The sequence below is a fragment of the Flammeovirga sp. EKP202 genome (genome assembly GCF_014534745.1).
Classification (GTDB): domain Bacteria; phylum Bacteroidota; class Bacteroidia; order Cytophagales; family Flammeovirgaceae; genus Flammeovirga.
Map to the genome: position 1 here is coordinate 52,882 of NZ_JACVVP010000030.1, position 24,671 is coordinate 77,552.

Genomic DNA, 24,671 nt, shown 5'->3' on the forward strand with positions numbered 1-24,671 from the left:
ACAAGGACTCAGAAAAAAAACTTTTTCTATAAAAATACTTGAAATCTTAATTATAGATTAAAAGCAGACTTGATTTGATCTACGTAATCTAATTTCTCCCAAGTAAAGAATTCAACTTCTTTTTGTTCTGTAATAACAGTACTGATCTTCTTGTCACCTTCTTCTACTACTTCAGTACGGTTTACTTCAACAGTATCAGTGTAAGGAGCTTGTCCCATATGTCCATAAGCGGCAGTAGGAGTGAAGATAGGGTTTGTTAATCCTAAACGCTCTACAATTGCACTTGGACGCATATCGAAAATACCATCTACTACTTTAGAAATTTCAGCGTCTGTAAGGTCAACGTTTGAAGTTCCGTAAGTTGTTACGTTCAATGATACTGGAGTAGAAACACCAATTGCATAAGCTACTTGAACTAATACTTCGTCAGCAACACCTGCAGCAACTAAGTTCTTTGCGATGTGTCTTGAAGCATAAGCAGCAGAACGGTCTACTTTTGATGGGTCTTTACCTGAGAATGCACCACCACCGTGAGCACCTTTACCACCATAAGTATCTACGATGATTTTACGACCAGTCAAGCCAGCGTCACCGTGAGGACCACCAATAACGAATTTACCTGTTGGGTTGATGTGGAAAATTGTTTCATCATCAATCAATTCAGCAGGAATAACAGCACTGATTACATGCTCTTTTACGTCTCTAGCGATTTGAGCTAAAGCCTCGTCATCTGAAATACCTGGGAACTCATCGTGTTGAGTAGAAACTACGATAGTATGTACTCTTTTGGGAGTATTGTCCTCATTGTATTCAATTGTTACTTGTGCCTTTGCATCAGGACGTAAGTAACCGATAAGGTCTGTGTGATTCTTACGGATTTCAGCCAAACGCTTCACTAAAGCATGAGAGAAAGCCAAAGCCATTGGCATAAACTCTTTTGTTTCCTTAGTAGCATAACCGAACATCATACCTTGGTCACCAGCACCTTGTTCTTTATCAACACCCTCTCCAATATTTACACCTTGAGCAATATCAGGAGATTGACTATGAAGAGCTACTTGTACACCACATGAGTGAGCAGCGAAAGAATAGTCTTCTTTATCATAACCAATTTTTTCAATTGTTTCTCTTACAACGTCAGGAATTTCAACATACGCTTTCGTTGTCACTTCACCTGCAATTACTGCTAAGCCAGTCGTCACCATAGTCTCACATGCAACACGAGACGTAGGATCTTGTTTTAACATAGCGTCAAGGATTGAATCAGAGATCTGATCAGCAATTTTATCTGGATGTCCTTCAGAAACGGACTCGGATGTGAATAAATATGTCATTATTTTCGTTTTTTTTCTTTTTTAAATTTAATATTCCATTGGGTGATGTATTTATAATGTTCATCATCCGGAATAGTGCCTTTAAACAGTACTCCCGTGGAGCCTATTTGATCTATATCATAAGACTTTAACGTCTTTATGTCTCTATTTAATTGCCAATTATAAACATAATGAGCAGTGTCTACGGCCTCCAACATAGCGTCTTTGGCTTCAGTAGAAGCAGGGAGATTTTTTGTAATGATTTTTCTCCAATCGATATTTTGCTTCCATTCCGCTTTTGATCTTTTGATGATCAGGTACTCAACTTCTTCCTTCCCGTCAATTTTAGAAAGTGCAACATTGAGAGCGTTGATGTCTACAAAATTGAATTGAATACCCATTTTCCAAACAGTAGAATCTAATATCTCTTTGCAGTTATAGATTCCCGGAATAGTATTCAAGTCATTACTAATTAAAGATAAAGGCTTTTTGAATTTATTTGCTTGAAAGATAGTTTCTCCTTCAGGAGTTGTATAGGCAGAAATTATATCCAATAATTCTTTACTTTTTGAAAAGTCGAAAACAAAGGTGTAATCTCCTTTTCCGTCTTTCATGACTTGTAACTGTTCATGTAACTCAAAGCAGCTAGTCAAGAAACATAAAGAACTAAGTATTAATAATCTGATCCTCAATCTAAAATAAAAAATATTCTTTTATCATTAATTTAGTTTCACCTACCGAAAAAGAAAGCTTTTCGCTTAGTACCAGCATGTCATTTAGGAGATAAACTCATCTAATCTCGAACACCTTCGAGCTGGGAATTAGCACCTTGCTATGGGGAGCGCAGGTTGCTAAGACATCGTAGGGCCCAGTCCCTCTATCTTTCTTGATAAGTATAGTGATGCAAATATAGAAATTTGAAAGAAAATTCAAGGGATTATTATCAAACTTTTTCATTTCATGCGGGTTGTCTACATATGAAAAAACATAATTCAGATCATTTTTTTGAAAAATCTTAGTCAATTCAGATTTCTACAGATTTCAAACAGATTTGCTGAATATGTTTGTAGCGAACTTAAAAATTCTATCAAATTTCATGTATAAAAAAGCATACATACTATTAACACTTCTATCAATCGCGTTTCAAATTTTCGCAAATGACCCACTTAAGCCTGGTGTGATTTCGGGTAAAGTAACTGATGGAGATTCAAACGTTGCCGTGGAATACGCCACCGTTTCTATTTTTGAACAAGCCTCTCATGCTTTAGTAGGAGGTACTGTCACTTCTGCAGATGGTATCTTTTCAATCAAAAACATAGAAGAGGGAACTTATACTATAGAGGTCACCTTTATAGGATTCCAAAAAACTGTGATAGAAAATGTTGCAGTCAAAAGACCCAATTTAAAGAAAAATTTAGGTGTGATTACTTTAAGCACTGATGCCGAAGTGTTGGACGCAGTAGAGGTAGTAGGCACACAAAGTTCTGTTTCTTACGATATTGATAAGAAAATTGTCAATGTGGGAACTCAGTTTGCCGCACTATCAGGTACTGCTGTAGATATCTTAGAAAACATACCATCTGTAACTGTAGACGGTGATGGTAATGTAAGTTTAAGAGGTAGCTCAGGTTTTACAGTACTTATTGATGGCCGACCTTCGGTATTAGATGCTTCAGAAGCATTGCAACAAATCCCAGCTTCAACAATCGAAAACATAGAATTAATCACTAACCCATCTGCTAAATACGACCCAGACGGTACTGCCGGAATTATCAATATCATCACGAAGAAAAATAGACTAGAAGGCGTGAGTGGCGTCTTCAATGCTACAGGCGGTATGTATGACCGTTTGGGCGGCGATTTCCTGTTAAACTTTAAAAGAAAAAATTACAGCTTCTATGTAGGAGCAAATTACAACAAAAGACCAGGCCCAGGTACTTACAATTCAGAGCGTATTACAACTAATGGTGATACCACTTCTTACATTATTTCTGAAGGAGACAGAGAACGTACATTTGAAATGTATGGTGCTCAGGCAGGAGTTGAACTTTATCTTTCCGAGAAAGATTTCTTGAAAATTTCTGGTAAAGTTGGAGAGTTCAAAATGTATGGGGGAATGGATGCAGACTTCTATGAATATCAAAGAATAGGTGGTGATGATGCTCCAATTAATGAAAACAGATACATCTCAAGTGAGCAGTGGGAAAGAGGAGGCTTATATTATAATGCCAACATTGCTTACCAACATAAGTTTGATAAGAAAGGACATACTATTGATGCTCAAATCGACTATGGTGGACGTGATATGACAGAAAGTTCTATCAACGAATTGTATCCTAAATATGGTGATGGTAGCGTTGCTGAAACTCCTTCAAGTGGACAAAGATCAACTGAAATTGGTCCTGGAGGAAGATTAAGAGCTAAAATCGATTATGTATTGCCAGTGGGAGAAAAAGATAAGATTGAAGCAGGTTGGCAAACGCGTTGGAATCAGGCTGAAGATGTCAATGAGGTCTATAATTATAATACCACAACCGGAGAGTATGAATTCCAACCAGATTATAGCTATACTACAAATTACACTCAAACGATACACTCACTTTACGGTATTTACTCAGGAAAAGTAGGAAGTTTTGGTTATCAAGGTGGTGTTAGAGCGGAATATACGGGCCGTAATATTAATGTGGTAGGCTCAGATGATGAATACCCAGTGGATCAATGGAACTTATTCCCTACTGTTCATCTTTCTTATAACCTTCCAAAAGATGATCAATTAATGTTGAGTTACTCAAGAAGAATTGAACGTCCTAGAGGTTGGTACTTAGAGCCTTTTGTAACATGGCAAGATGCTTTCAATGTGCGTAGAGGTAATCCAGGGTTACTACCTGAAAATATTGATTCATTTGACTTTAGTTATTTGAAAAATATCAGTGATAACCTTACACTTTCTTTGGATGTTTATTACAGAATGACGCACAATAAAATCGAGAGAATACAAACAGTTTGGCCTGAAGATATAAATGTTATTATGCATACTTACGCCAACGTAGGGACAGATTATGCGCTTGGTACTGAAATCTCTTTAAACTACCAACCTTTCAAATGGTGGACGATGGACTTGATGGGGAACTTGTATGATTACAGAGTAGAAGGTGAATTGGAAGGACAAAGTTTTGACCGTCAAAATATAACTTGGAGTAGCCGTTTTAATAACACTTTTAGAGTGTCTAAAAATACGCAGATTCAAATCAACAATAGATATACAGGAGAAACAGTGACTGCACAAGGTAGAAATGAAGGATACTTTATGATGACTGCTGCTGTAAAACAAAACTTGATGAAAAAGAAGTTGACTTTAACAGCTTCGATGAATGATGTTTTAGGTACAGCACGTCGTAAGAGTTATTCATCAGGTATTGGCTTCTCCAACTTTACAGAAGATTTTAGATATCCACATGTATTCACTGCAACGTTAACGTACAGATTGAATAACTTCAAGCCGTCACGAAGAGGCGGTGGCGATGGTGGAGGAATGGACGATTTCTAGAAGTTAGGTAGTATTTTACTATCTTTCTAGCGGAAATAAGGATGATAATGCATGAAATTATTATTAATAGAAGATAATAAAGAATTAGCAAATGATGTGTCGGCTGCTCTTAAAGATCAAAAAATCAATATTGAACATGTTGACACATTAATCCAAGCCAAAGAAAAAATCGGGGTTTACGAATATGATATTCTTGTCGTAGACCTCGGTTTGCCCGATGGGAATGGATTGGAAATAGTAAAACTAATCAAACAAGTTGACCCTAATACCGGAGTACTTATCGTCACGGCTAGAGACAGTGTAGATGATAAAGTACTTGGACTGGAATTAGGAGCGGATGATTATATCACAAAACCTTTCCATATGGCGGAGTTGATTGCCAGGGTAAGGTCTCTTTTTAGAAGGAAAAAATTCAAAGGGAGCAACACCATTGAAATCGGAGAGTTGAAGGTTGATATTTTATCCAAAAGCGTTTTTATCAATGATCAAGAAATTGAACTAACCAAAAAAGAATACGACCTTTTGGTCTACTTCCTTTACAATAAAGATAAAATGCTCACCAAAGAAAATATAGCTGAACATCTTTGGGGAGATCATATAGATCAGGCTGATAGCTTCGATTTTATTTATTCTCATATCAAAAACCTAAGAAAAAAACTCCAAAAAAATAGGGGCGTTGACAGAATAAAATCGGTGTATGGTATGGGCTATAAATTTACTACTACTGTTTAAAAAGAACTGTGCGATATGGCCAAGAAGAGGACCTTTAATTTATTATCAAGAATTACATTTTTCTACCTACTTTTTACATTAGGTGTTTTTTTGGCTTATGCCCAATTTCTTACCTCTGAAGCTGATGAATTTATTGATTCAGATTTGAATAGGAGGTTTTCATGGATAGAGAGAAAAGTAACTTATCATTTAGATGAAGGTGTACACCCTGATTCTTTAGTGGGGAGTTCGAGTTCGGTTACTTCTATTGAAAGAGTTTCAAAACGATGTAGAAAAGCAGAATATCCCGTTTATGAAGATTTCACGGTGTATCATGATGAGTTGGATAGAAATTTATTGCACAGAAAAAAGATCGTATTAATTACTTCTAATGGTCAATTGTATCGAGTGGAAATGAACAGAGAGGTTCAAAACTATTACTATTTCCGCGATGACATTTATGAGTTAATCATTCCTTCCTTCATCGTATTGACCATTCTTATTGTACTTTCTAATGCCATTCTTTCGGGTTATTTCCTTCAACCTTTCAAAAGGATTTTAGAACAAATGCAGCTTTATAAAGTGGGAGGTAATAAACCATTGGAAAAAGTGGAGACGAATACGACTGAGTTTGTAGAAATGCAAGACCTTTTCAGTAAAATGGTTAAAAGAATTGATGCGGATTATAACCACTTAAAAGAATACACAGAAGATATAGCTCATGAGATGCAGACGCCTTTGGCGATCATTAGAAATAAGTCAGAAGCGTTGATGATTTCCGAAAAGTTGGAAGAAGAAGATGCTCGTACGATCAAAACAATCTACGATGAAGCGAATCATATTTCTAAGATCGGTACTACACTCAACTTGATTACTAAAATAGAAAATGGGGAGTTTACAGATATCAAAGAAATAAACATCAAAACAGAGATTGAGAAACAGGTTGAAGCAATTGAGGAATTGGCGGAGTTGAAGAACTTACAGATTGAAAAAGAACTAAGTGATGTGTTGCAATTTCAAATTGATCCATACCTTTTTGATATTGTACTGAAAAACTTATTAAAAAATGCCATTCGTTATGGATCAACAGAAGGTCCTATCAAAATAAAAACGTCATCAACTGAATTTATAATCAGTAACTACGGATCACCACTCACTATTTCAGAAGATCAGATTTTTAAACGCTTCGTCAAAGGATCTACATCAAGTCAGTCTTTAGGTTTAGGATTGGCATTGGTTAGTAAAATTTGTAAAGTTTCTAATTTAGAAATACAATATTCATATCAGCGAAAACAGCATATATTTTCAATAAAAACAAGAAAATTCAATGCTTAGTTTGGAGTACTAAAGAAGTCTTAATAACTTAATTAAATACAAACTTGAATCGGTATTTGAAATAAAGATTCAAGCATGTGATAAATTACAAACATAAGTATTTGTCATCACTGATAAATATTCACTTTACATCTCAAACTCTCTTTTTCTATGAAGCGTTTTGTAGGAATCTTATCAGGCACACTAACTATTGCCTCTCTTTACATTTTTGGAAATTTATTTTTATTTGATTCTCAACAATCAAAAATCTCAAAGTTAGGCTCACGCTCAATTAGTGATTCTGCTAAATACCACCTTTCGGAAGCGATACAAATAAAAACGGTCTCATATGACGATCCCGATCTGATTGATTCATCTGAATTTGTAAAGTTTCGAAACTTTCTTCAAGTGACTTATCCAGTGGTTTTCAGTAATACGGAATATCATCTTTTTGGTGGTTTTTCTTATTTAATTAAATGGGAAGGAAGTGATTCTTCATTAAAACCTATCGTTTTGATGTCGCATTTTGATGTTGTTCCTGCTTTGGAGGAAAACATATCAGAGTGGAAATATCCCCCTTTTAGCGGAGCAATAGTAGATGGAATCATTTGGGGGAGAGGAGCTATTGATGATAAAGTAGGAGTGATTGGTATCTTAGAATCAGTGCAATCATTGATGGAATCTGGTTTTAAACCAAAGCGAACGATCTATATGGCGTTCGGTCATGATGAAGAGATCAATGGTACACATGGTGCAAGCTCAATGGCTCATTACCTTAAACAACAAGGTATAGAGGCTGAGTTTGTTTTGGATGAGGGTGGATACATTACACAAGGTTTAGTACCCGGAATGGAAAAAGATGTGGCATTGGTTGGGACAACAGAGAAAGGATTCTTAACAGTGGAACTATCAACAGATATTGAAGGTGGACACGCTTCCATGCCTAAAACAGAAAGTGCTATTAGTGTTTTGACAAAAGCAGTTAATGATGTGGTCAATGATCCTTTCCCTTCTTACATCTCTCCACCATTAAAAGATTTTATTGATTTTGTAGGTCCAGAAATGCCTTTTGGCTTAAAGACAGTTTTTGCCAACTCTACTCTTTTGGAACCAGTACTGATGTCGGTATATGAGAAATCACCCTCTTCAAATGCTTTAGTAAGAACAACCATTGCTCCAACAATAATCAGCGCTGGAATGAAAAGCAATGTGCTCCCTAAAAAAGCACATGCAGTGTTGAACATCAGAATTCTACCTGGAGAAACTGTGGATTATGTTTTTGAGTCCATTAAAAAGAAGGTCAATAATGATGAGGTAAAGTTAAGAATACTGAATAAATCAGAGGCCGCTCCAATTTCAGATGCCTATTCTGAGGCATTTAAACTTTTGGATCAATCAATCAAAGAGATATTTGGCGATATTGTTGTGTCACCTTATATCATGATTGCAGCGTCAGATTCAAGACACTATTCTGAAATATCACCTAATGTATATCGCTTTTGTCCTTTTCATTTAAATAAAGATAATTTGGACACGATTCATGGTGAAAATGAGAGGATTGGTGTTGTAGAATTTGAAAATACAATCCGTTTTTATAAACAATTAATAAAAAATACAACGCTATAAGCGAGTGAATTCATTGTCGAGTCAACTATATAAATCATTTTTTAATTTACTTTTTCTTCATTTTTTAGTTTGTCATATAGCTTTTGGACAAGATCATGCTATTCAAGGTAAAATATTGGATAAGGAAACGTTACAGCCTGTTGGATTTGCACATCTTATAATTAAAGGTGATGATAAAGGTACTTCAACGAACGAAAAAGGTCTTTTTTTTATCAGAGAAATAGCATCGAATGATACACTACTGGTGTCTTGTCTTGGCTATAAAACAACTTCTTTTGGTCTGGATAATGAATTGCTAAACAAGGAAATGGTCTTGTTTTTGGAAAAAAATGCTCAACAATTAGAGGAGGTTGTGGTAGGAAGAAGAGGTTATGAAAATCCTGCATGGGAAATAATCCGGTTGACCATAAAAAATGCCGCATTACATAATTACCAAGGGAACGAGGATTTTGATTATGAATCTTCGATCAGAACGAATGTCTATATTACAGATACCAATGAAGATTTTCTGAAACAAAAATTGGTGAAAGAGGCGGTTCAAAGAATGGAAAAGATTGATACCTTATCAGTCAATCAAAAAGGGATGCCCAATATTCCTGTTTATTCTTCTTCCTCTAAACAAAAAGTCAATTATCAAGCTGGAAAACAGGCCGAAGATCGAGAGCAATCTTACTACAAGGAAGTATTTTTAGGCCCTGAATTTGAAAATCAATTCAAACAAGGGTTAGATAATGAAAAAACGACGATTAATTTCTATCAAAAATGGCTGCGTTTTTTAGCCAAAGATTTTTCATCTCCTTTTAATGCCTCTTTTAAGAATTACTACGATTTTGAATTGGTGACCTATGAAAAAGTCGACGACGATTGGTGTTATAAAATTGATTTTGTTCCTCGGAGAGAAAACGATATGACCTTTGGAGGAACGGTTTGGGTAACCGATGAAAAGAGAGGGTTTGCCATTAAAAAAGTAACAGCAGCAATAGGACGAAATTCTCCCATAAACTTTATTGATAGCATAACGGTAGATCAAAAACTAGCTGTTATTGATACATCACAAATTTGGTTTCCTTATCAACAAAATATTAAAATGTGGGTAGGAGGTAAATTGAATAAGAATTGGACGAAGTTTTTGGTGGATATTAGTACCAAAAATACCTTCCCATCGAAAGATACGTTATTGTATTCTCCATCTATCGATACTACAATTTATGCTCAGATTGATACCGTAAAACAAATGCCCACTGTAAAAGCAACTGCACAAATAATGGACATGTTTGTGACTGGTTATTATAGAGTAGGAGGTTTTGACTTTGGTCCACTTACTGTTTTGTATGCTCAGAATAATGTAGAGGGAAATCGTATTCAATTTGGAGGATTAACCAACACGCAATGGAACAAGAATTTGATTGGAGGAGGGTATGTAGCGTATGGTACCAATGACCAAAAGTGGAAGTGGGGTGTAATGGGTAAATATATCCTCAATCATGAAAATTGGACTTTCCTTTATGCTCGTGCTCAACATTCCCTTCAACGTTTGGGTGGAGGTATCACTTTTCCAGGGCAAGATCCTTACTTATGGATTTCTCAAGCTTGGGGTACTTTTACAAATCCTTATTACTTGGATGAGGCGAGAGTATTGGCCAATTCTTATGTAGCAGAAGGTATTCAGTTAAGAGGTAGTTTTACCTATAGAAATGAGAATTACTTTGCGACGGAGTTAACAGATACACTTGCTTTTTCAAGAATTACAACTTCAGAACTAAGTGGATCTATCCTTTTTGATTTTGGGAAAAGGTATGTATCAAGCCGACATTTGAATAGATACATCGCAGCAAATGGAAAATACCCCACCATTACATTCACTTATAAGAGAGGTTTACCAACATTTTTTGATGCGACGGACAGTTATCATAAGCTTGAATTATCGATGAGACATCGCTTTAAAGTGGGAGCTTTAGGTAGAATGGATTACGTACTTTCATCTGGTTGGACCCCCTCTACCGTTCCCTTTCCTTTGTTATTTGTACATCGGGGAAATAACTTAAGGTACATCTACAGTGGTAGTTCCTATAACCTTATGGATTTCGGGGAATTTATGAGTGATCGTTATGCTAGTATCAGAATGTTCCATCATTTTGAAGGTCTTTTTATTAATAGAATCCCCGTACTCAAAAAAATGAATGTGAAGACATTTGGTATTGCAAACTTACTTTGGGGAGGAGTGTCTAGTGATAACCTCGCAGCTAATGTAAATCCATGGGATAAAGATGAAGCCAGTTTTAATAGTTTAGACCCTTCAACCCCTTATGTGGAAGTAGGTGGAGGTGTAGAAAATATCTTCAGAATGGTGAAGGTTATGTTTTTATACAGAGCTACTTATCAAGAAGGAGCATCAAGAAAATATGGGATAATGTTTGCAATAACTCCGGAGTTTTAGGCTGTCAAATAAGTAAATTGTAAACTAAGTTTTTGAATATTTATTAGAGTTAGAAATCAGGAGATTTTTGATGGATTATAAGACTTGAATACCGTCAAAACTTAACAATCACACTAGTGTAATGTCTATCCTTTTAGTTTGGCAGTTCTTCCTTCGGCCTTGAAGGGAAAAGCGTTAAGAATTTCATGTATTGAGCCGTTAAAAATGATTTTGCTGTTTGAGCGCAGCGAGTTTAAAATCATTTAGGCTCAAGGAATGGAATTTAGCTTTTGACTTCTAAGCCTTGAATTTTTTGCTTCTTTTTGTTTTAAGACAAAAACGAAGAGGAAAGAAGCTTGAAAGTAGATCCTATAAATGCTTGCAGAAAGGCCGATTGAAAGTTGACGATAATTAAGCATTAGAGTGTAATAAAAAAGCTGTCCCAAATAAAGCATTTGAGACAGCGAAATATGTGAATCATAGATAGTAGTAAATCAGGTTTTCTGCTTCTTCTTTTTAGCAGCAGGAAATAAGATATTATTCAAAATCAATCTGTATCCTGGTGAATTAGGGTGGAGATTAAGGTCAGTAGGTTCTTCACCTACAAAGTGTCTATAATCTTCAGGGTCGTGACCTCCATAAAATGTCCATGTTCCTTTACCGAATGTTCCATGGATATAGCGAGCCTCTTTAGCAGACTCGGCCTCACCTAATATGATGACATCATTTTTAATCAATCTCTTTTTGAAGGCTGTAGTTTGTCCCATAAACCCTTTGATTTGGCGTTCATGATTTTGTGTAAGCATGGTGGGTACAGGATCCCATTTTGCAGAGAAAGCAAACAACTCAAAATAATCATTTTCTTCTCTTAAGCCTCTTTCATAAGATTGATTATCAATTTCTGAATATTCGTATTGGTAAGGGTCTAATTTTAATTTGAAATCCTTAAAAGCAAATGTGTTTTCGTAGTTGAGCTTTTCGTGTACGTTTCCATCCACTCCATCACCATCATACATGTAATCACAAATGTCAACACCATCAGCAGCTAATGCAATATCATAAGTATCAGTTGCAGAACACATGGCAAATAAAAATCCTCCACCAGCACAGAAGTCTCTGATTTTCTTGACTACACCAGCTTTTAATTGAGAAACTTTTTCAAAACCGTGTCGTTTTGCCGAAGCTTCAAATTGTCTTTGCGCTTCCATATACCATTCCTCTCTGCCGTAGGTGGCATAAAACTTTCCATATTGTCCTGTAAAATCTTCGTGATGTAAGTGAAGCCAGTCGTACTTGGGTAGTAGGTCTGCCATCACTTCATCATCGAAAATCACATCATAAGGAATTTCTGCATAAGTAAGAACCAAGGTGACTGCATCGTCCCATGGTTGTTTTGAAGGCGGTGAGTAGACTGCAATTCTTGGAACCGCATCTAACCGCATAATGTCCATATTAGATTCTGGGTGAGCAATTTTTTCTTTTATCTGAACGGCTTGAGCACCTGAGATGACTTCATAACTAACACCTCTAATGACCAATTCTTGCTCAAATAGGGAAGAGTTTCTAAACATAAAACTTCCGCCTCTATAATTGAGCAACCATTCTGCCTCAACATCTTGACCGAGCACCCAAAACGTCATCCCGTAGGCTTTGAGATGATTGTTTTGGGTTTGGTCCATGGGAATCAAAATGTAATTCCCAAAACATGTTATATGGGTTAATAATACTAGGTAGATGGTGGTCAATAATCTCATACGTAATTATTAAGGTTTAAATAGTAGAGTAGTGGTTCTAAAGCAACTAAATAGGGAAGCCTATTGTTTTTTTGAGATAAGGGTTAATAAGTACAACAATTGTTTAACAGGAAAAATATCCATTATGCCGAACTTTTAATTTATATTTAATTTACAATTCTTTTTAGAGTATATTTACTCAAAAAAGTCACTTTATGAGAAAAATATTACATTGTAAAGTTTTTGATTTTTTTGAACTAAATTGAAAGGGAAAAGATTGTATTTTTCTTAGTTTGATCATTTGACACATGTATATACTAACCTATTTGATAGAAGCCATCACTTCTGTAAAAGCAAATAAACTTAGGACTTTTCTAACATCTGCTATGATTGCAATAGGAATTATGTCGTTAGTAGGCATAATGACGGCGATTGACGCAGTACAAGATTCCATAAATGATGGAATGTCAGATTTAGGTGTTAATAATTTTACTATTAATGACTTAACGAGAAGAAGAGGTGCTTTTGGGAAAAGGTTTTCAAAAAAAAGTCCTATAAAGTACGAAGAAATTCGAAAATTCAAGAAATTATTACCTGTGGAAGGAAAAGTAAGTGTTAATACCACGATCTCTGGAAGTGTAGAAATCAAGAGATTGTCCAAAAAAACAACTCCAAATTATGCTGTTGTAGGTATTGATGATATGTACTTCAAAAACAACGGGTACAAGATCAATAAGGGACGTACTTTTTCTACAGTAGAATTATCCCAAGGACAAAACGTAGCTATCATTGCAGAGGATGTTTTTAATGCTTTGTTCAATAAAAATGAAGAACCTATAGATCAGACTATTGGTTTTTATGGTAAAAAATACCGCATTATCGGCCTTCTAGAAAAGAAGGGTGGAATTGGTGAAGGTGACGCGGACCGTAAGGTATTTATTCCTTTGATTAATGCAAATAAGTTTGCGACCACTAGAACCCTAAATTACGTGGCAACTGTAAACTCTACAGATCCAAGAGGAATTGATTATGCTATGGGAGAAGCAAGAGGTATTTTGAGAGTAATTCGTAAAGATCAGTTAGGAAAGCCTGACTCCTTTGAAATAAAAAGAGCCGATTCATTAAACAGTGAATTTGATCAAATGACAATGACCTTAAGAATTGGTGGTGTAGCGATAGCCATCGTAACCTTATTAGGAGCATCAATTGGGCTTATGAATATCATGATGGTATCAGTGACCGAAAGAACGAGGGAGATTGGTATTAGAAAGGCATTAGGGGCAACTCCGAGAGCAATTCGTCAACAATTTTTACTAGAGGCAATTTTTATTTGTATTCTAGGTGGACTCGTTGGGTCGTTTATAGGTGCAGGAATTGGAAATGCAATTGCTGTATTTTTAGATTCCAAATCATTTGTATTGCCATGGGTTTGGATGATTGTCTCTTTAATAGTATGTGTTTTTGTTGGGGTGATGTCGGGGTATTATCCTGCACGAAAAGCCTCCTTATTAGATCCAATTGAATCTTTAAGATTTGAATAAAGTCTTCTGTTTGAAAATATAAGCAGTTGCACATTCAAAACTTCCGATTTTAATTGTACAACTGCTTTAAAAAGAGGGAAGAGATGTTATTAATATCTCTTCCCTCTTGCATTATAATAGTTATGTAAACTATACGATTTCTCTTACTCTAAGTGATGAGCCATTCTGTTCTACTACTTCAACAGGCACATCCTTGCCAATAAAGTCGCCTTCTGATGTAGCATCATAGACTTTGTTGTCAATTTTCACTTTCCCCGAAGGACGTAAAACAGAGTGTGTAACACCTGTTGATCCCACAAAAGAAGAAACCAAAAAGTCTGCTGTATAACCTTTGTCTGCGGTCATGTCGTTTTCAAGAATCACTCCTTTCATAAGTGAGCTTCCTAAAAGTTTATGCCCAAAGAAGAACATTCCTGAACTACCCACCAGAAGAGCAGCTGTCACGCTGATCAAAGCCGTAGCTATTTTGGCACCTGGAACGAAAGTGAAATCAAGAAAATCGTTCTCTAGCATGACCAATGTCAAGCCTGCAATGGTTAAGATGATACCGGATATTCCAGTCACACCAAACCCAGGTACAACAAAGACTTCCAATAAAATAAGTATAAAGCCAATTCCAATAATTAGCAATTCCCAGTTGGCTGCCATTCCACTTAAATAATAAGGAACGAGATAAAGCACCCCGGCTGTAATTGAGGCAGCGATAGGGAAGCCTATTCCTGGAGACTGTAATTCAAAATAAATTCCCCCTAAAATGATAAGAATAAGAATACTACTGATCGCAGGATTTAAAAAGATATTAATAATATTTTCAGTAGACGAAGGCTCATATTTCTTTATTTCATAATCCGTGATATTGTTTCTCTTTAAAATTTCACTGATAGAATTCACTTCCGCTTCACAAAAACCATGTATAATGGCTTCGTCTGTTGTAAATGTGATGACATCTCCCTCTTTTGAAACTCCTTCTACTACCAAATCTTGATCAACCATAGCTTCTGCGATTTTAGGATCTCTATTATTTGCTTCTGCCGTAGAACGCATCATAGATCGCATGTAAGACTGGTATTTGTCTGGTGCTTTTTCGCCAGAACCACCCATAACTACAGTGGCAGCGCCAATATTGGCTCCTTTTTCCATATAAATAGAATCACAAGCAATGGAGATTAAAGCACCTGCACTAGCCGCATTTTTATTGATATAAACAAAAACAGGTTTTGGATAATCTAATATAAGTTGTCGAATGTGATCCGCATCATTGACGGCACCTCCATAGGTATCAAGGTCAATGACTACATAATCGGCTTCTTCGGATGTTGCTTCATTCAGTGCATTTTCAACATGTCTTGAGGTTCTAGGGTCGATCTCAGCTTTTAAGTCAAATACATACACAATCGGTTCTTTTTCACTGCCCAACAACGAAAGAGAAACAAATAACAATAACAGTGTATTAATCAAAGATTTCATTTCTTATAAATTGAAATAGGTGGAAGTAATAGTTTTACAGCTGCTATCACTTACTTTTTTAAACAAGTAAATTAACGCAATAATTTTAAGTCATATTCTAGTGGTTAATCAACTTCTAAGCTAAGTTACAAAATTTAAGTATTCTATGATAAGCTCGTCTTGTAAGTTTAAAGAAGAAACTTGCTGCAACATTATTGAAAATGATGGATAATACAGATCTTAGCGGTAATTATTTACGAATCGAGAGAAAATTAAATTGGAAAATAAATATACATTTGAGGCACACGGCATTATCTGGAGAGTAATGTATGATCACACAATAGGTGTGATTTTATTGGAAATGAGAGATGGTGACCAAAAAGAAGTAAGTTTCGCTGCTTTGGAAGTGAAAACGGGAATAGTGCTTTGGGAAGGCCTTCAATTGGAGGAAAATTGGTGGATTTCCATGGCAGGGGTGAAAGATGGTTTTTTATATTTTTCTGAGTTTGATCAAAATGATGCAATACCAAAAGTAAAGAAACTTCAAAAACTGAATATCAAAGAAGCTACTTTGGTGGAGGATAATCAGGAAGATCCGTCACAGTTATCGAGTGCCGAGGAGTTTGAATTACCGATAGTGTACCCTGTAGAGTCTGAGTATTATGCTACTTTGAGTACTTTCTTAAAGCAACTGGAGTATGATGTGGCAGAAAGTGATATTCACTACTATGAAACCTCTCATCAAATAATTTTTGTATTCATTGAAAGGAAAAATAGTGTTCTTCAAAGAAAACTACTAATTTGTAGCAGGAAGGGAGAGGTCCTATTTCAAGAGGTGATTGATACTGATATCCGTGATCAAATTATGGATAGTTTTTTTATGGTCGATAATATGCTTTTGTATATTAAAGAGAAAGAAATATGGTGTGGACTATCTCTTACCGCCCTCAACAATTAATACTATGTAATTAACAATTGACTTATGAGACTTCTAATCATAATTCTTTGCTTTTTTAGCTTCTCTTTACAAAACGGTTTTGCACAAACTTCTGTTAACCACACCGTAGAAGATCAGGAAACATTATTTTCAATATCAAGAAAATACAATGTCAGTGTCAGTGATATTGTTCAAGCGAATGCAATTCAAAACAATGTCATTAAAATTGGCCAAGTGTTAGTCATTCCTCAACAAGGAGCAGTACCACAGAATAATAATCAGTGGGATCAACCTGCAACTACCACTGTAGTGAAAGTGGAGCCCAAGTTGTATAATGAAGCTGTTTATTATACAGCGAAAGAGGGAGAAACCTTGAGAGGTATAGCGTATATCTATCAAGTTCCTGTAGATAGCTTATCCGTTTGGAATGCCTATTTACCTGATCAGCTTTTGTCTGACGGTCAGCAAATCGTGGTGAGCGTTAGTGGAAATGTGAATCAGTTGGATCAAAAAACGAAAGAGGTGCAATCAAAATCTTTTGCTGATTTAACACAAGAAGAAGCCAGAGATTATGATATTCCAATGCAAAAGGTGGAGCGAGGAAATGGTCAAGTGGTTGAATTGCCTAATAATACAAGTAAATTGATGGCACTACACCGTCCGGAAACCGTCGGTTCATACATTAAAGTCATCAACCCCAATAATGATTTAGAAGCAGTAGTAAGAGTTGTGGCGGCATTGCCTGTTCAATCTATTGAAAATGGGGTAATCATAAAGATTTCTGAAGAAGTGGCCAAGAAAATCGGGGCCGTCAACCAAGAATTCAGAATTAGAGTAGAATACAATCAATAATACTATATGAGGATAGCATTTTTATCCACTTTTTATCCCTACAGAGGAGGAATAGCTCAATTTGGAGGAGCATTATATAAAGCGTTAGAACAGCAGGGACACGAAGTAAAGGCATTCACGTTTAGTAGACAGTATCCTGATTTTTTATTTCCAGGAAAGTCGCAATATGTGGATGAAAAGGATAATTCTGATCATATTCCTTCCGAAGAATTATTGGATTCAATTAATCCTCTCACTTATTTAAAAACCGCAAAAGAAATCCGAGCTTATCAGCCGGATGTGTTGGTGACACAATTTTGGATGTCATTCTTTGGGCCATCTTGTGGAACCGTAGCACATTTTGTTGGTAAAGATTGTAAGGTAGTGGGCATCCTTCATAATGTTATTCCTCATGAGGGAAGATTTTTTGACAAACCTTTTACAAAGTATTTTCTAAAACCTCATGATGCTTTTGTGACCATGAGCGAAGCAGTGGAAAGTGATTTAAGAAAATATGAACCAATGAAACCTTCCGCATTACGTCCGCATCCATTGTATGATCATTTTGGTGAGATTGAAGAAAAGGACGAAGCGAGAAGGACTTTGAAGATCAATGAAGAATTAAAAACAATCTTGTTTTTTGGTTTTATCAGAGACTACAAAGGGTTGGATCTATTGATTGAAGCTTTTGGGTTGATGGATGATTCCTATCAATTGGTTATTGCCGGAGAAGTATATGGAAGTTTTGAGAGCTATGATAAATTAATTCAGGAAAATAAGAACAAGGAAAGGATTCATTGTTTTAATCAATACATCTCCGATCAAGAAGTAGCTACCTATTTTTCCGCTTCAGATGTATGTGTTCTTCCTTACCGTTCTGCTACTCAAAGTGGGGTGACGGCGGTATCACTTCATTTTGAAGTTCCGTTGATAGCCACTGATGTTGGAGGACTAAAAGAGTTGATCAAACCTGGTGAAACAGGCGAAATTGTAGCAGAAGCCGATGTAAATCTACTTTTTGATGGGATAGAGCGTTTTTTTGAAAATGACGCTGCGGTTTACCAAGGACATATTCAAGACTTAAAAGTGGAAATGTCTTGGGACAAGTTTGGAGAAAACCTTATTCAATTTATTGAGAAATTACCTTAACTATTCTTCCTTCGGAACCAAAAACTGTTGATAGACATCGTCTATGATTTCATTGACCCACAATTTATATTGTTCACCCGAAGGATGAAGACCATCAGGAGCCGCTAGTTCAGGCCTTGAAGGAACCAGTCTAGAAAAAGAAGTGATATTGTGGAAAACAACACCCTTATCTTTGGTGATTTCTTCTTTGATGCGATTGTATTCATTTATTTGTTGAGAAATAGATGCAGGAGGAGGACTGTAGTTATATCCATAATCAGGAATACTTAAGACAATTACATTTTTAGGCTCATTCCTAGCTCGTACAATAGCCGCTTCTAATAATGATTTATATTCTTCCCTAAAAACATTAATATCTACCCCTTGGAATTGGTTGTTGACACCAATCAATAACGTCACTATATCATATTGCGATCGCAACGAAGCATTTTGGTAGGCATTGATAAGATTACTAGTTGTCCATCCTGTTTGAGCCACATATTTTATAGCATTCAATTGATAACCGCGATTTTCTAATTCCTTTTTCAGTTGAGCATTCCAGCGGTCTTCTTCAGGTACACTTGCACCAATCGTATAAGAATCTCCTAATGCGAGCATATGTAGCACTTTTTGAGGCACTTGTAGTGAAGAAGAATCAACAGTAACAACAGGTGGTGTTTGTGGTACAAAAATAGTATTATCATCCTCTTGACAAGAGAACAGAATAAAGCTGAGTAAGAGCAGAAATGTATTTTTCATAGTGTTTAATTCAAGAATCAATACAAAAATACTGGAAGGAAAACTTTCTATTATTATTCAATGAACACTTAGCTTTAACTTTTGTTTGTCATATTACGCTATAAATATGTCTTATGTTTGTATAATAGGATTGGGTATTCAATTTCTATTTTAAATCAAAGTAATTTTTTTCATCAAAAACATCTCTAATAACCTCATCTAATGAAAAATTATTCATTTCTTATATGTCTAATGTTACTTCAAGTTCAAGTATTTTCTCAGACAAAGAAAATTGTGATTCTACCACAAACAAAACAAGGTGGCACACTTTGTAACGCTTTCAAGGAATATAATAATAAGTTGATGATTGAGGGAATGGAAGAAACCTATCGTCAGAAAAAATACTTCGTGATTAATTCTAGAAAAATTGTTCAAGGACTAGGGAATACAGGAGGTTGTTTTAAAGGAAATGATTGGGTACAAGAACAGCTGCTTTCTCATGATGGGTTAAATTTATATGCTGTAGCGAAGGTTGATAAGAAAAACGGTTATAAAGGTAGCTTTGTAGAGATGGAGGTGGAGATTTATGACGCTTCCAACGAAAAGTTATTAGTAAGACAAAAAGCCAAATCCCAAGAAAAGTTTACCAATGACTTTAAGGGACAAGTGAAAGAGGCATTAAATAGTATTTTTGATCGATTGATGCATACTGCAATAGCAAACTATAGAGCAAAGAATTACATCGAAGAACCTGAACCTTTTGCAATTCCTATTGTAGCAGGAGAAAAGAAAGAGGAAGTAGTAAAACAAGAAGAGGTGGTTGCCGAAGAAGTGGAAGATGAGGAGATCATGGAAAGCGATGTAGATGTTAATATCCCGAGAGCTTCAAAAGTAAATGAGGATGCGATTGCTGTTATTATTGGAAATCAAAATTATAAAAAAGAGGGAGTACCTGAAGTGAAATATGCTTTACATGATGCTCAAATCATGAAGGAGTACTTGATTACAATGTTTGGTTTTAGAGAAGGTAATATTATTTATATTGAAAATGCGACTCAGGCAGATTTTAATGCTGTTTTTGGTGTGAAAAATAATCCTAAAGGGAAGTTATTCAATTATGTGAAACCAGAAAAATCAGATGTCTTTATCTATTATTCGGGTCATGGTGCTCCGGATCCCGAATCTCAAAAAGGTTATTTTGTACCTGTTGATACAGATCCTTCTCTTATTCATTTTAATGGGTATTCAGCAAGTACATTTTATGAAAATATTGGTTTAGTACCTTACAAATCTCTTCAAGTGGTGTTGGATGTGTCTTTTAGTGGTGCAACTGATGACGGTATGTTATTGAAAAATATATCTCCTGTTTTTATCAAGACAGAGAATAAAGTTCTCAATGACGAAAAAGCTGTAATTCTTACAGCGGCTTCCTCTGAACAAGTGGCCTCACGTTATAATGAGCAATACCATGGACTGTTAACTTATTATTATTTGAAGGGGGTAAAAGGAGCTGCTGATGTAAATAAAGATAAAAATATCACCTTGGAAGAGCTTTCTCAATACCTGAATGAAAAAATTTCTTATCAAGCGAGGATCTTGCACGAGAGGACGCAAACACCTGAAATTCACGGACAACTTGACTTTATTATAAAAAAATAAGGGTAAGTTTCACTATTCTTAGATAGTACTCCCCTTTTAAACTCAAAAAAACGAGGTCTAAACTGTGATTTTTTCCAAATGATTTCTATTTTTGCCATTGATAACAAATATCTATGCAAAAAAACACAACCATATCATTTAAACTGTTCCCATTCTTAATGGCGATACTAATGCTTGTAGCACTTGGTGCTGAGGCAGTGTATGCTGTTACGTCGGAAAGAAATGATGTGAGTGTTAGTGTAGAAAAAGACGTTGATCAAGAAGAAGGACAGCAAAAGCCTACTTACAATGTCTTAAAAGATCAGTCTACTGCAATCCCGCAGAGTACTGAAACAGTTAATTGGTGCAATGTATTTGTAAAAACACTTCATCAATTGGTAAACTTCAGGTTGACTTTAAAACCTGTCGCTAAAATCAAACCTACTAAAGAAGTTGTTGAGACGATCTTATCAACAACCGCTACCTGCATATATTCTTACTATGCAGCACCCAATGCACCCTAATTATCTCTAATTCCCCCTTTACGTATTGACACCGTTTTAACGCTTTTATGGCGTGTATAGCCTTATACACAATATATCAAAGTCGTGTGTACATATAGATTAAATTAATCATTTCCGCTATCATATAGTATTTTATAATTACAACTATGAGAAACAGAGGTTTTATCCTGTTTATTGCTGTCATTGTGACTGCATTCAGTTTATTTGACTTGTCATTCTCTTTCGTGTCTCGCGCTATCCAAAGCGACGCCGATGAGTATGCAATGGATCAAGATGGTCACGTTGACTATTTCAAAAAACAAGCTTATATCGATTCACTTTGGAAAACTCCAGTATACGATTTAGGTTTCACTCAGTATACTTACGAAGAAGTAAAGAACAAAGAATTAGCTTTGGGTCTTGACTTACAAGGTGGTATGCACGTAACGCTTGAAGTATCTCCAGTAGAGGTAATCAAAGCAATGGCAGGTGCTAACGTTGATGCTGCATTTGAAACAGCATTAGCAGAAGCTGCAAAAGCTCAAAAAGAAAACAGAGAGTCATTCACTACTAACTTCTTTGATGCGTTAGAAGAGTCTGCTCCAAACGTTCCTTTCGCTACTTACTTTGCTTCTTCAGCAAACCGTGGTCGTATTTCTTTCAACTCTCCAAACAAGCAAGTAGTTGATTTAGTAGAAAGCGAAGTAGACGGTGCTGTAGATAGAGCATTCGAAATTATCCGTACTCGTATTGACAAGTTTGGTGTTACTCAACCAAACATCCAACGTTTACAAGGTACTAACCGTATTTCAATCGAATTACCAGGTGTAGATAACCCTGAGCGTGTACGTAACTTATTGCAAGGTGTTGCAAAATTAGAGTTCTTAGAAGTTTGGACTAACCAAGAAGCTCAACCATTCATTTTCCAAATGAACCAAGAGTGGGTGAAACAAGAAGAAGCTCGTAAGAAATTAGCAGGTGACGTTCCTGCTCAAAAAGAAGAAAAAGCTGTTGCTTCTGACAACAACTCTTTATTCGAAGGTGATTCTACAGATGTTGCTGCTGACTCAGCTCAAATTGACGAAACAGTAATTTCTCCACTTTTATCTAAAATGCAAGGTGGTTTAGTTTATTCTGAAAACGATACTTCAGCAGTAAACAAAATGTTACGTGACGAAAACGTAACTTCAGTAGTTCCTTCAGACATGAAATTCTTATGGGGTCACAAAGCAGTGGCAACTCAAGAAGGTATTAGCTACTTCGAGTTATTCGTAGTAAAGAAAGATCGTGAGGCTAAAATCTCAGGTGACGTAATCACTGACGCTATCCAATCTTTCGACCAAAGAGCTCAACCTGCAGTTTCTATGTCAATGAACGTAGAAGGTGCTAAGAAATGGAAGAAAATGACGGGCCAAAACTTAGGTCGTCGTATCGCTATCTCTTTAGATAACGAAGTATATACTGCTCCAACTGTAAACTCAGAAATCGACGGTGGTCGTTCTGAAATCACTGGTTCTTTTGACATCAACGAAGCAAAAGATTTAGCAAACGTATTAAAAGCAGGTAAATTACCAGCTCCTACTCGTATCATCGAGGAAGTGGTTGTTGGTCCTTCATTAGGTAAAGTTGCACAATCAGAAGGTATGACTTCAATCCTTATCGGTTTAGGTTTAGTAATCGTATTTATGATTGCTTACTATGCGAAGGGTGGTGTGATTGCCAACGTTGCATTGGGTGCAAACATCTTCTTTATCTTCGGTATCTTAGCAGAGCTTGGTGCAGCATTAACTTTACCAGGTATTGCAGGTATCGTATTGACAATCGGTATGTCGATTGACGCCAACGTACTAATCTTCGAACGTATTCGTGAAGAGCAAAGAGCAGGTAGAGGTATTTTAGAAGCAATCAACAATGGTTTCGACCGTGCATTCTGGACAATCTTTGATGCCAACTTAACAACGTTGTTAACTGGTGCTTTCCTTTACACATTCGGTATGGGGCCAATCAAAGGTTTCGCAGTAACATTAATGATCGGTATCGTTTGTTCATTCTTCTCAGCAGTATTCATTTCTCGTTTGATCGTTTCTTACTTCACTAAGAAGCACGGTGAAAACGTGAACTTGAACTTCGAGACAGCTTTATCATCTAAATTAGCTGGACAATCAAACTACGATTTCATGGGTAAGCGTAAAATGGCTTACATTTTCTCAGCAATCGTTATTTCTTTAGGTATTGGTTCACTTGCTGTAAACGGTCTTAACTTAGGTGTAGACTTCACAGGTGGTCGTACATATATCGTAAACTTCGAGGAAGCAGTAGTTCCTTCAAAATTACAAGGTTCATTAGTAAAAGAAGTAGAAGGTAAGTCTGTTGAAGTAAAAACTTACGGAAACGACAATACTTTAAAAATCACTACAGCTTACTTAGTAGATGATGAGTCTACTGCTGCTGATGACAAAGTACAAGCGGCTATCATCAAAGGTATTGAGTCTTTCACTGGCTTAAAATACTCTGATAAGCAAAAAGTTGATGCAGGTACATTCGTGATTCCTTCAACTTCAAAAGTAGGTGCTACTATCGCAGACGATATTACAGATGGTGCAAACGAGGCAGTATTGTTCTCGTTAGCAGGTATCTTCTTATACATCTTATTACGTTTCGGTAAGTGGAACTTCGGTGCAGGTGCAGTTGTTGCCTTATTCCACGATACATTAGTTGTATTTGGTGCATTTGGTATCGCTAACTTATTAGGTGCTGGTTTCGAATTAGATCAAGTATTTATTGCAGCGATCTTAACAGTAATTGGTTACTCAATTAACGATACCGTGGTAGTATTTGACCGTGTTCGTGAAGAAACTTCAAACGCGGCATCAGGTTCTAAAACTATCGATGTGATGAACTCTGCGATCAACGGTACATTAAACCGTACGATCATTACTTCATTCACAACATTATTAGTAATCTTAGTATTATTGATCTTCGGTGGTGAAGCATTAAGAGGATTCTCATTCTCATTATTTATTGGTATCATGGTTGGTACATACTCTTCAGTATTTATTGCTGCTCCAGTAGTATTTGATACTTCTAAAAAAGAAATCAAAAAAGATCCTGAAGCGATTAAAGCTTAGTTCTTTGAAAGATAAATTTTTGAAGCCTCCTGAGCAATCGGGAGGCTTTTTTCGTTAAAATAGGTTGTATTGTTTAAATGAGTGTTTCTGAGGATTGTCAATAGGCTGTTGTTGAACGTTT

General features: G+C 36.1%; 17 protein-coding genes and 1 riboswitch. Of the genes, 12 read left to right on the top strand and 5 right to left on the bottom strand.

Annotated elements, in window-relative coordinates:
• Positions 1–50: 50 nt before the first annotated feature.
• Both metK and IC221_RS17980 read right to left on the bottom strand, forming a co-directional pair.
• Positions 51–1,334: a methionine adenosyltransferase gene (metK, locus tag IC221_RS17975; protein WP_188170295.1), complete on the bottom strand. Its 1,284-nt coding sequence runs from the start codon at positions 1,332–1,334 to the stop codon at positions 51–53.
• On the bottom strand, positions 1,334–1,927 hold the full coding sequence (locus tag IC221_RS17980) for a hypothetical protein (RefSeq protein ID WP_188170296.1): 594 nt from the start codon (positions 1,925–1,927) through the stop codon (positions 1,334–1,336). The genes metK and IC221_RS17980 overlap by 1 nt, the downstream gene beginning before the upstream one ends.
• A 172-nt stretch (positions 1,928–2,099) precedes the next feature.
• A riboswitch (SAM riboswitch) is annotated at positions 2,100–2,209 on the bottom strand.
• A gap of 200 nt (positions 2,210–2,409) precedes the next feature.
• Between IC221_RS17980 and IC221_RS17985 the strand changes: the two genes are divergently transcribed.
• The 5 genes from IC221_RS17985 to IC221_RS18005 all read left to right on the top strand — a co-directional run bounded on the left by IC221_RS17985 (position 2,410) and on the right by IC221_RS18005 (position 10,948).
• Positions 2,410–4,860 carry an outer membrane beta-barrel protein gene (locus tag IC221_RS17985; protein ID WP_188170297.1) on the top strand — a complete coding sequence of 817 codons (2,451 nt, stop codon included), beginning with the start codon at positions 2,410–2,412 and terminating at the stop codon, positions 4,858–4,860.
• 51 nt (positions 4,861–4,911) lie between these two features.
• Positions 4,912–5,592 (top strand): response regulator transcription factor, encoded by a 681-nt coding sequence (locus tag IC221_RS17990; RefSeq protein ID WP_188170298.1) that lies wholly within the window; start codon positions 4,912–4,914, stop codon positions 5,590–5,592.
• A gap of 15 nt (positions 5,593–5,607) precedes the next feature.
• Complete coding sequence (locus IC221_RS17995) at positions 5,608–6,906, top strand: HAMP domain-containing sensor histidine kinase (RefSeq protein ID WP_188170299.1); 1,299 nt, start codon at positions 5,608–5,610, stop codon at positions 6,904–6,906.
• Positions 6,907–7,056: 150 nt separating this feature from the next.
• Positions 7,057–8,511 carry a M20 family peptidase gene (locus tag IC221_RS18000; protein WP_188170300.1) on the top strand — a complete coding sequence of 485 codons (1,455 nt, stop codon included), beginning with the start codon at positions 7,057–7,059 and terminating at the stop codon, positions 8,509–8,511.
• Positions 8,512–8,524: 13 nt separating this feature from the next.
• Entirely contained in the window at positions 8,525–10,948 is a 2,424-nt protein-coding gene (locus IC221_RS18005; protein ID WP_188170301.1) for a DUF5686 and carboxypeptidase-like regulatory domain-containing protein, read from the top strand.
• A gap of 473 nt (positions 10,949–11,421) precedes the next feature.
• Here the strand turns inward: IC221_RS18005 and IC221_RS18010 are convergent, their stop codons facing one another.
• A complete protein-coding gene (locus tag IC221_RS18010; protein ID WP_188170302.1) occupies positions 11,422–12,681 on the bottom strand; it encodes an asparagine synthetase B in 1,260 nt (419 codons plus the stop codon).
• Between the two features lie 287 nt (positions 12,682–12,968).
• Between IC221_RS18010 and IC221_RS18015 the strand changes: the two genes are divergently transcribed.
• The gene (locus IC221_RS18015; RefSeq protein ID WP_188170303.1) at positions 12,969–14,201 is read left to right on the top strand and encodes an ABC transporter permease; all 1,233 of its coding nucleotides are present in this window, start codon (positions 12,969–12,971) and stop codon (positions 14,199–14,201) included.
• A gap of 129 nt (positions 14,202–14,330) precedes the next feature.
• Here the strand turns inward: IC221_RS18015 and IC221_RS18020 are convergent, their stop codons facing one another.
• Positions 14,331–15,668, bottom strand: a complete 1,338-nt coding sequence (locus IC221_RS18020) for a nodulation protein NfeD (protein ID WP_188170304.1) — start codon at positions 15,666–15,668, stop codon at positions 14,331–14,333.
• 256 nt (positions 15,669–15,924) lie between these two features.
• On the opposite strand from IC221_RS18020, the gene IC221_RS18025 reads away from it, so the two are divergent.
• From IC221_RS18025 to IC221_RS18035, 3 genes are read left to right on the top strand one after another with little or no spacing between them, the layout of a single operon-like run.
• Positions 15,925–16,605 carry a DUF4905 domain-containing protein gene (locus tag IC221_RS18025; RefSeq protein WP_188170305.1) on the top strand — a complete coding sequence of 227 codons (681 nt, stop codon included), beginning with the start codon at positions 15,925–15,927 and terminating at the stop codon, positions 16,603–16,605.
• A gap of 24 nt (positions 16,606–16,629) precedes the next feature.
• Positions 16,630–17,436 carry a LysM peptidoglycan-binding domain-containing protein gene (locus IC221_RS18030; RefSeq protein ID WP_188170306.1) on the top strand — a complete coding sequence of 269 codons (807 nt, stop codon included), beginning with the start codon at positions 16,630–16,632 and terminating at the stop codon, positions 17,434–17,436.
• 6 nt (positions 17,437–17,442) lie between these two features.
• Positions 17,443–18,564 (top strand): glycosyltransferase, encoded by a 1,122-nt coding sequence (locus IC221_RS18035; RefSeq protein ID WP_188170307.1) that lies wholly within the window; start codon positions 17,443–17,445, stop codon positions 18,562–18,564.
• Here IC221_RS18035 and IC221_RS18040 read toward each other — a convergent pair whose 3' ends face one another.
• Positions 18,565–19,302: an SGNH/GDSL hydrolase family protein gene (locus tag IC221_RS18040; RefSeq protein WP_188170308.1), complete on the bottom strand. Its 738-nt coding sequence runs from the start codon at positions 19,300–19,302 to the stop codon at positions 18,565–18,567.
• A 231-nt stretch (positions 19,303–19,533) separates the two neighbouring features.
• Here IC221_RS18040 and IC221_RS18045 point away from each other — a divergent pair, with 231 nt between their 5' ends.
• The 3 genes from IC221_RS18045 to secDF all read left to right on the top strand — a co-directional run bounded on the left by IC221_RS18045 (position 19,534) and on the right by secDF (position 24,550).
• Positions 19,534–20,940 carry a caspase family protein gene (locus tag IC221_RS18045; protein ID WP_188170309.1) on the top strand — a complete coding sequence of 469 codons (1,407 nt, stop codon included), beginning with the start codon at positions 19,534–19,536 and terminating at the stop codon, positions 20,938–20,940.
• A gap of 113 nt (positions 20,941–21,053) precedes the next feature.
• Positions 21,054–21,443, top strand: coding sequence for a hypothetical protein (locus IC221_RS18050; RefSeq protein WP_188170310.1), 390 nt, complete (start codon positions 21,054–21,056; stop codon positions 21,441–21,443).
• A 146-nt stretch (positions 21,444–21,589) separates the two neighbouring features.
• Positions 21,590–24,550, top strand: a complete 2,961-nt coding sequence (gene secDF, locus IC221_RS18055) for a protein translocase subunit SecDF (RefSeq protein WP_188170311.1) — start codon at positions 21,590–21,592, stop codon at positions 24,548–24,550.
• Positions 24,551–24,671: the final 121 nt, after the last annotated feature.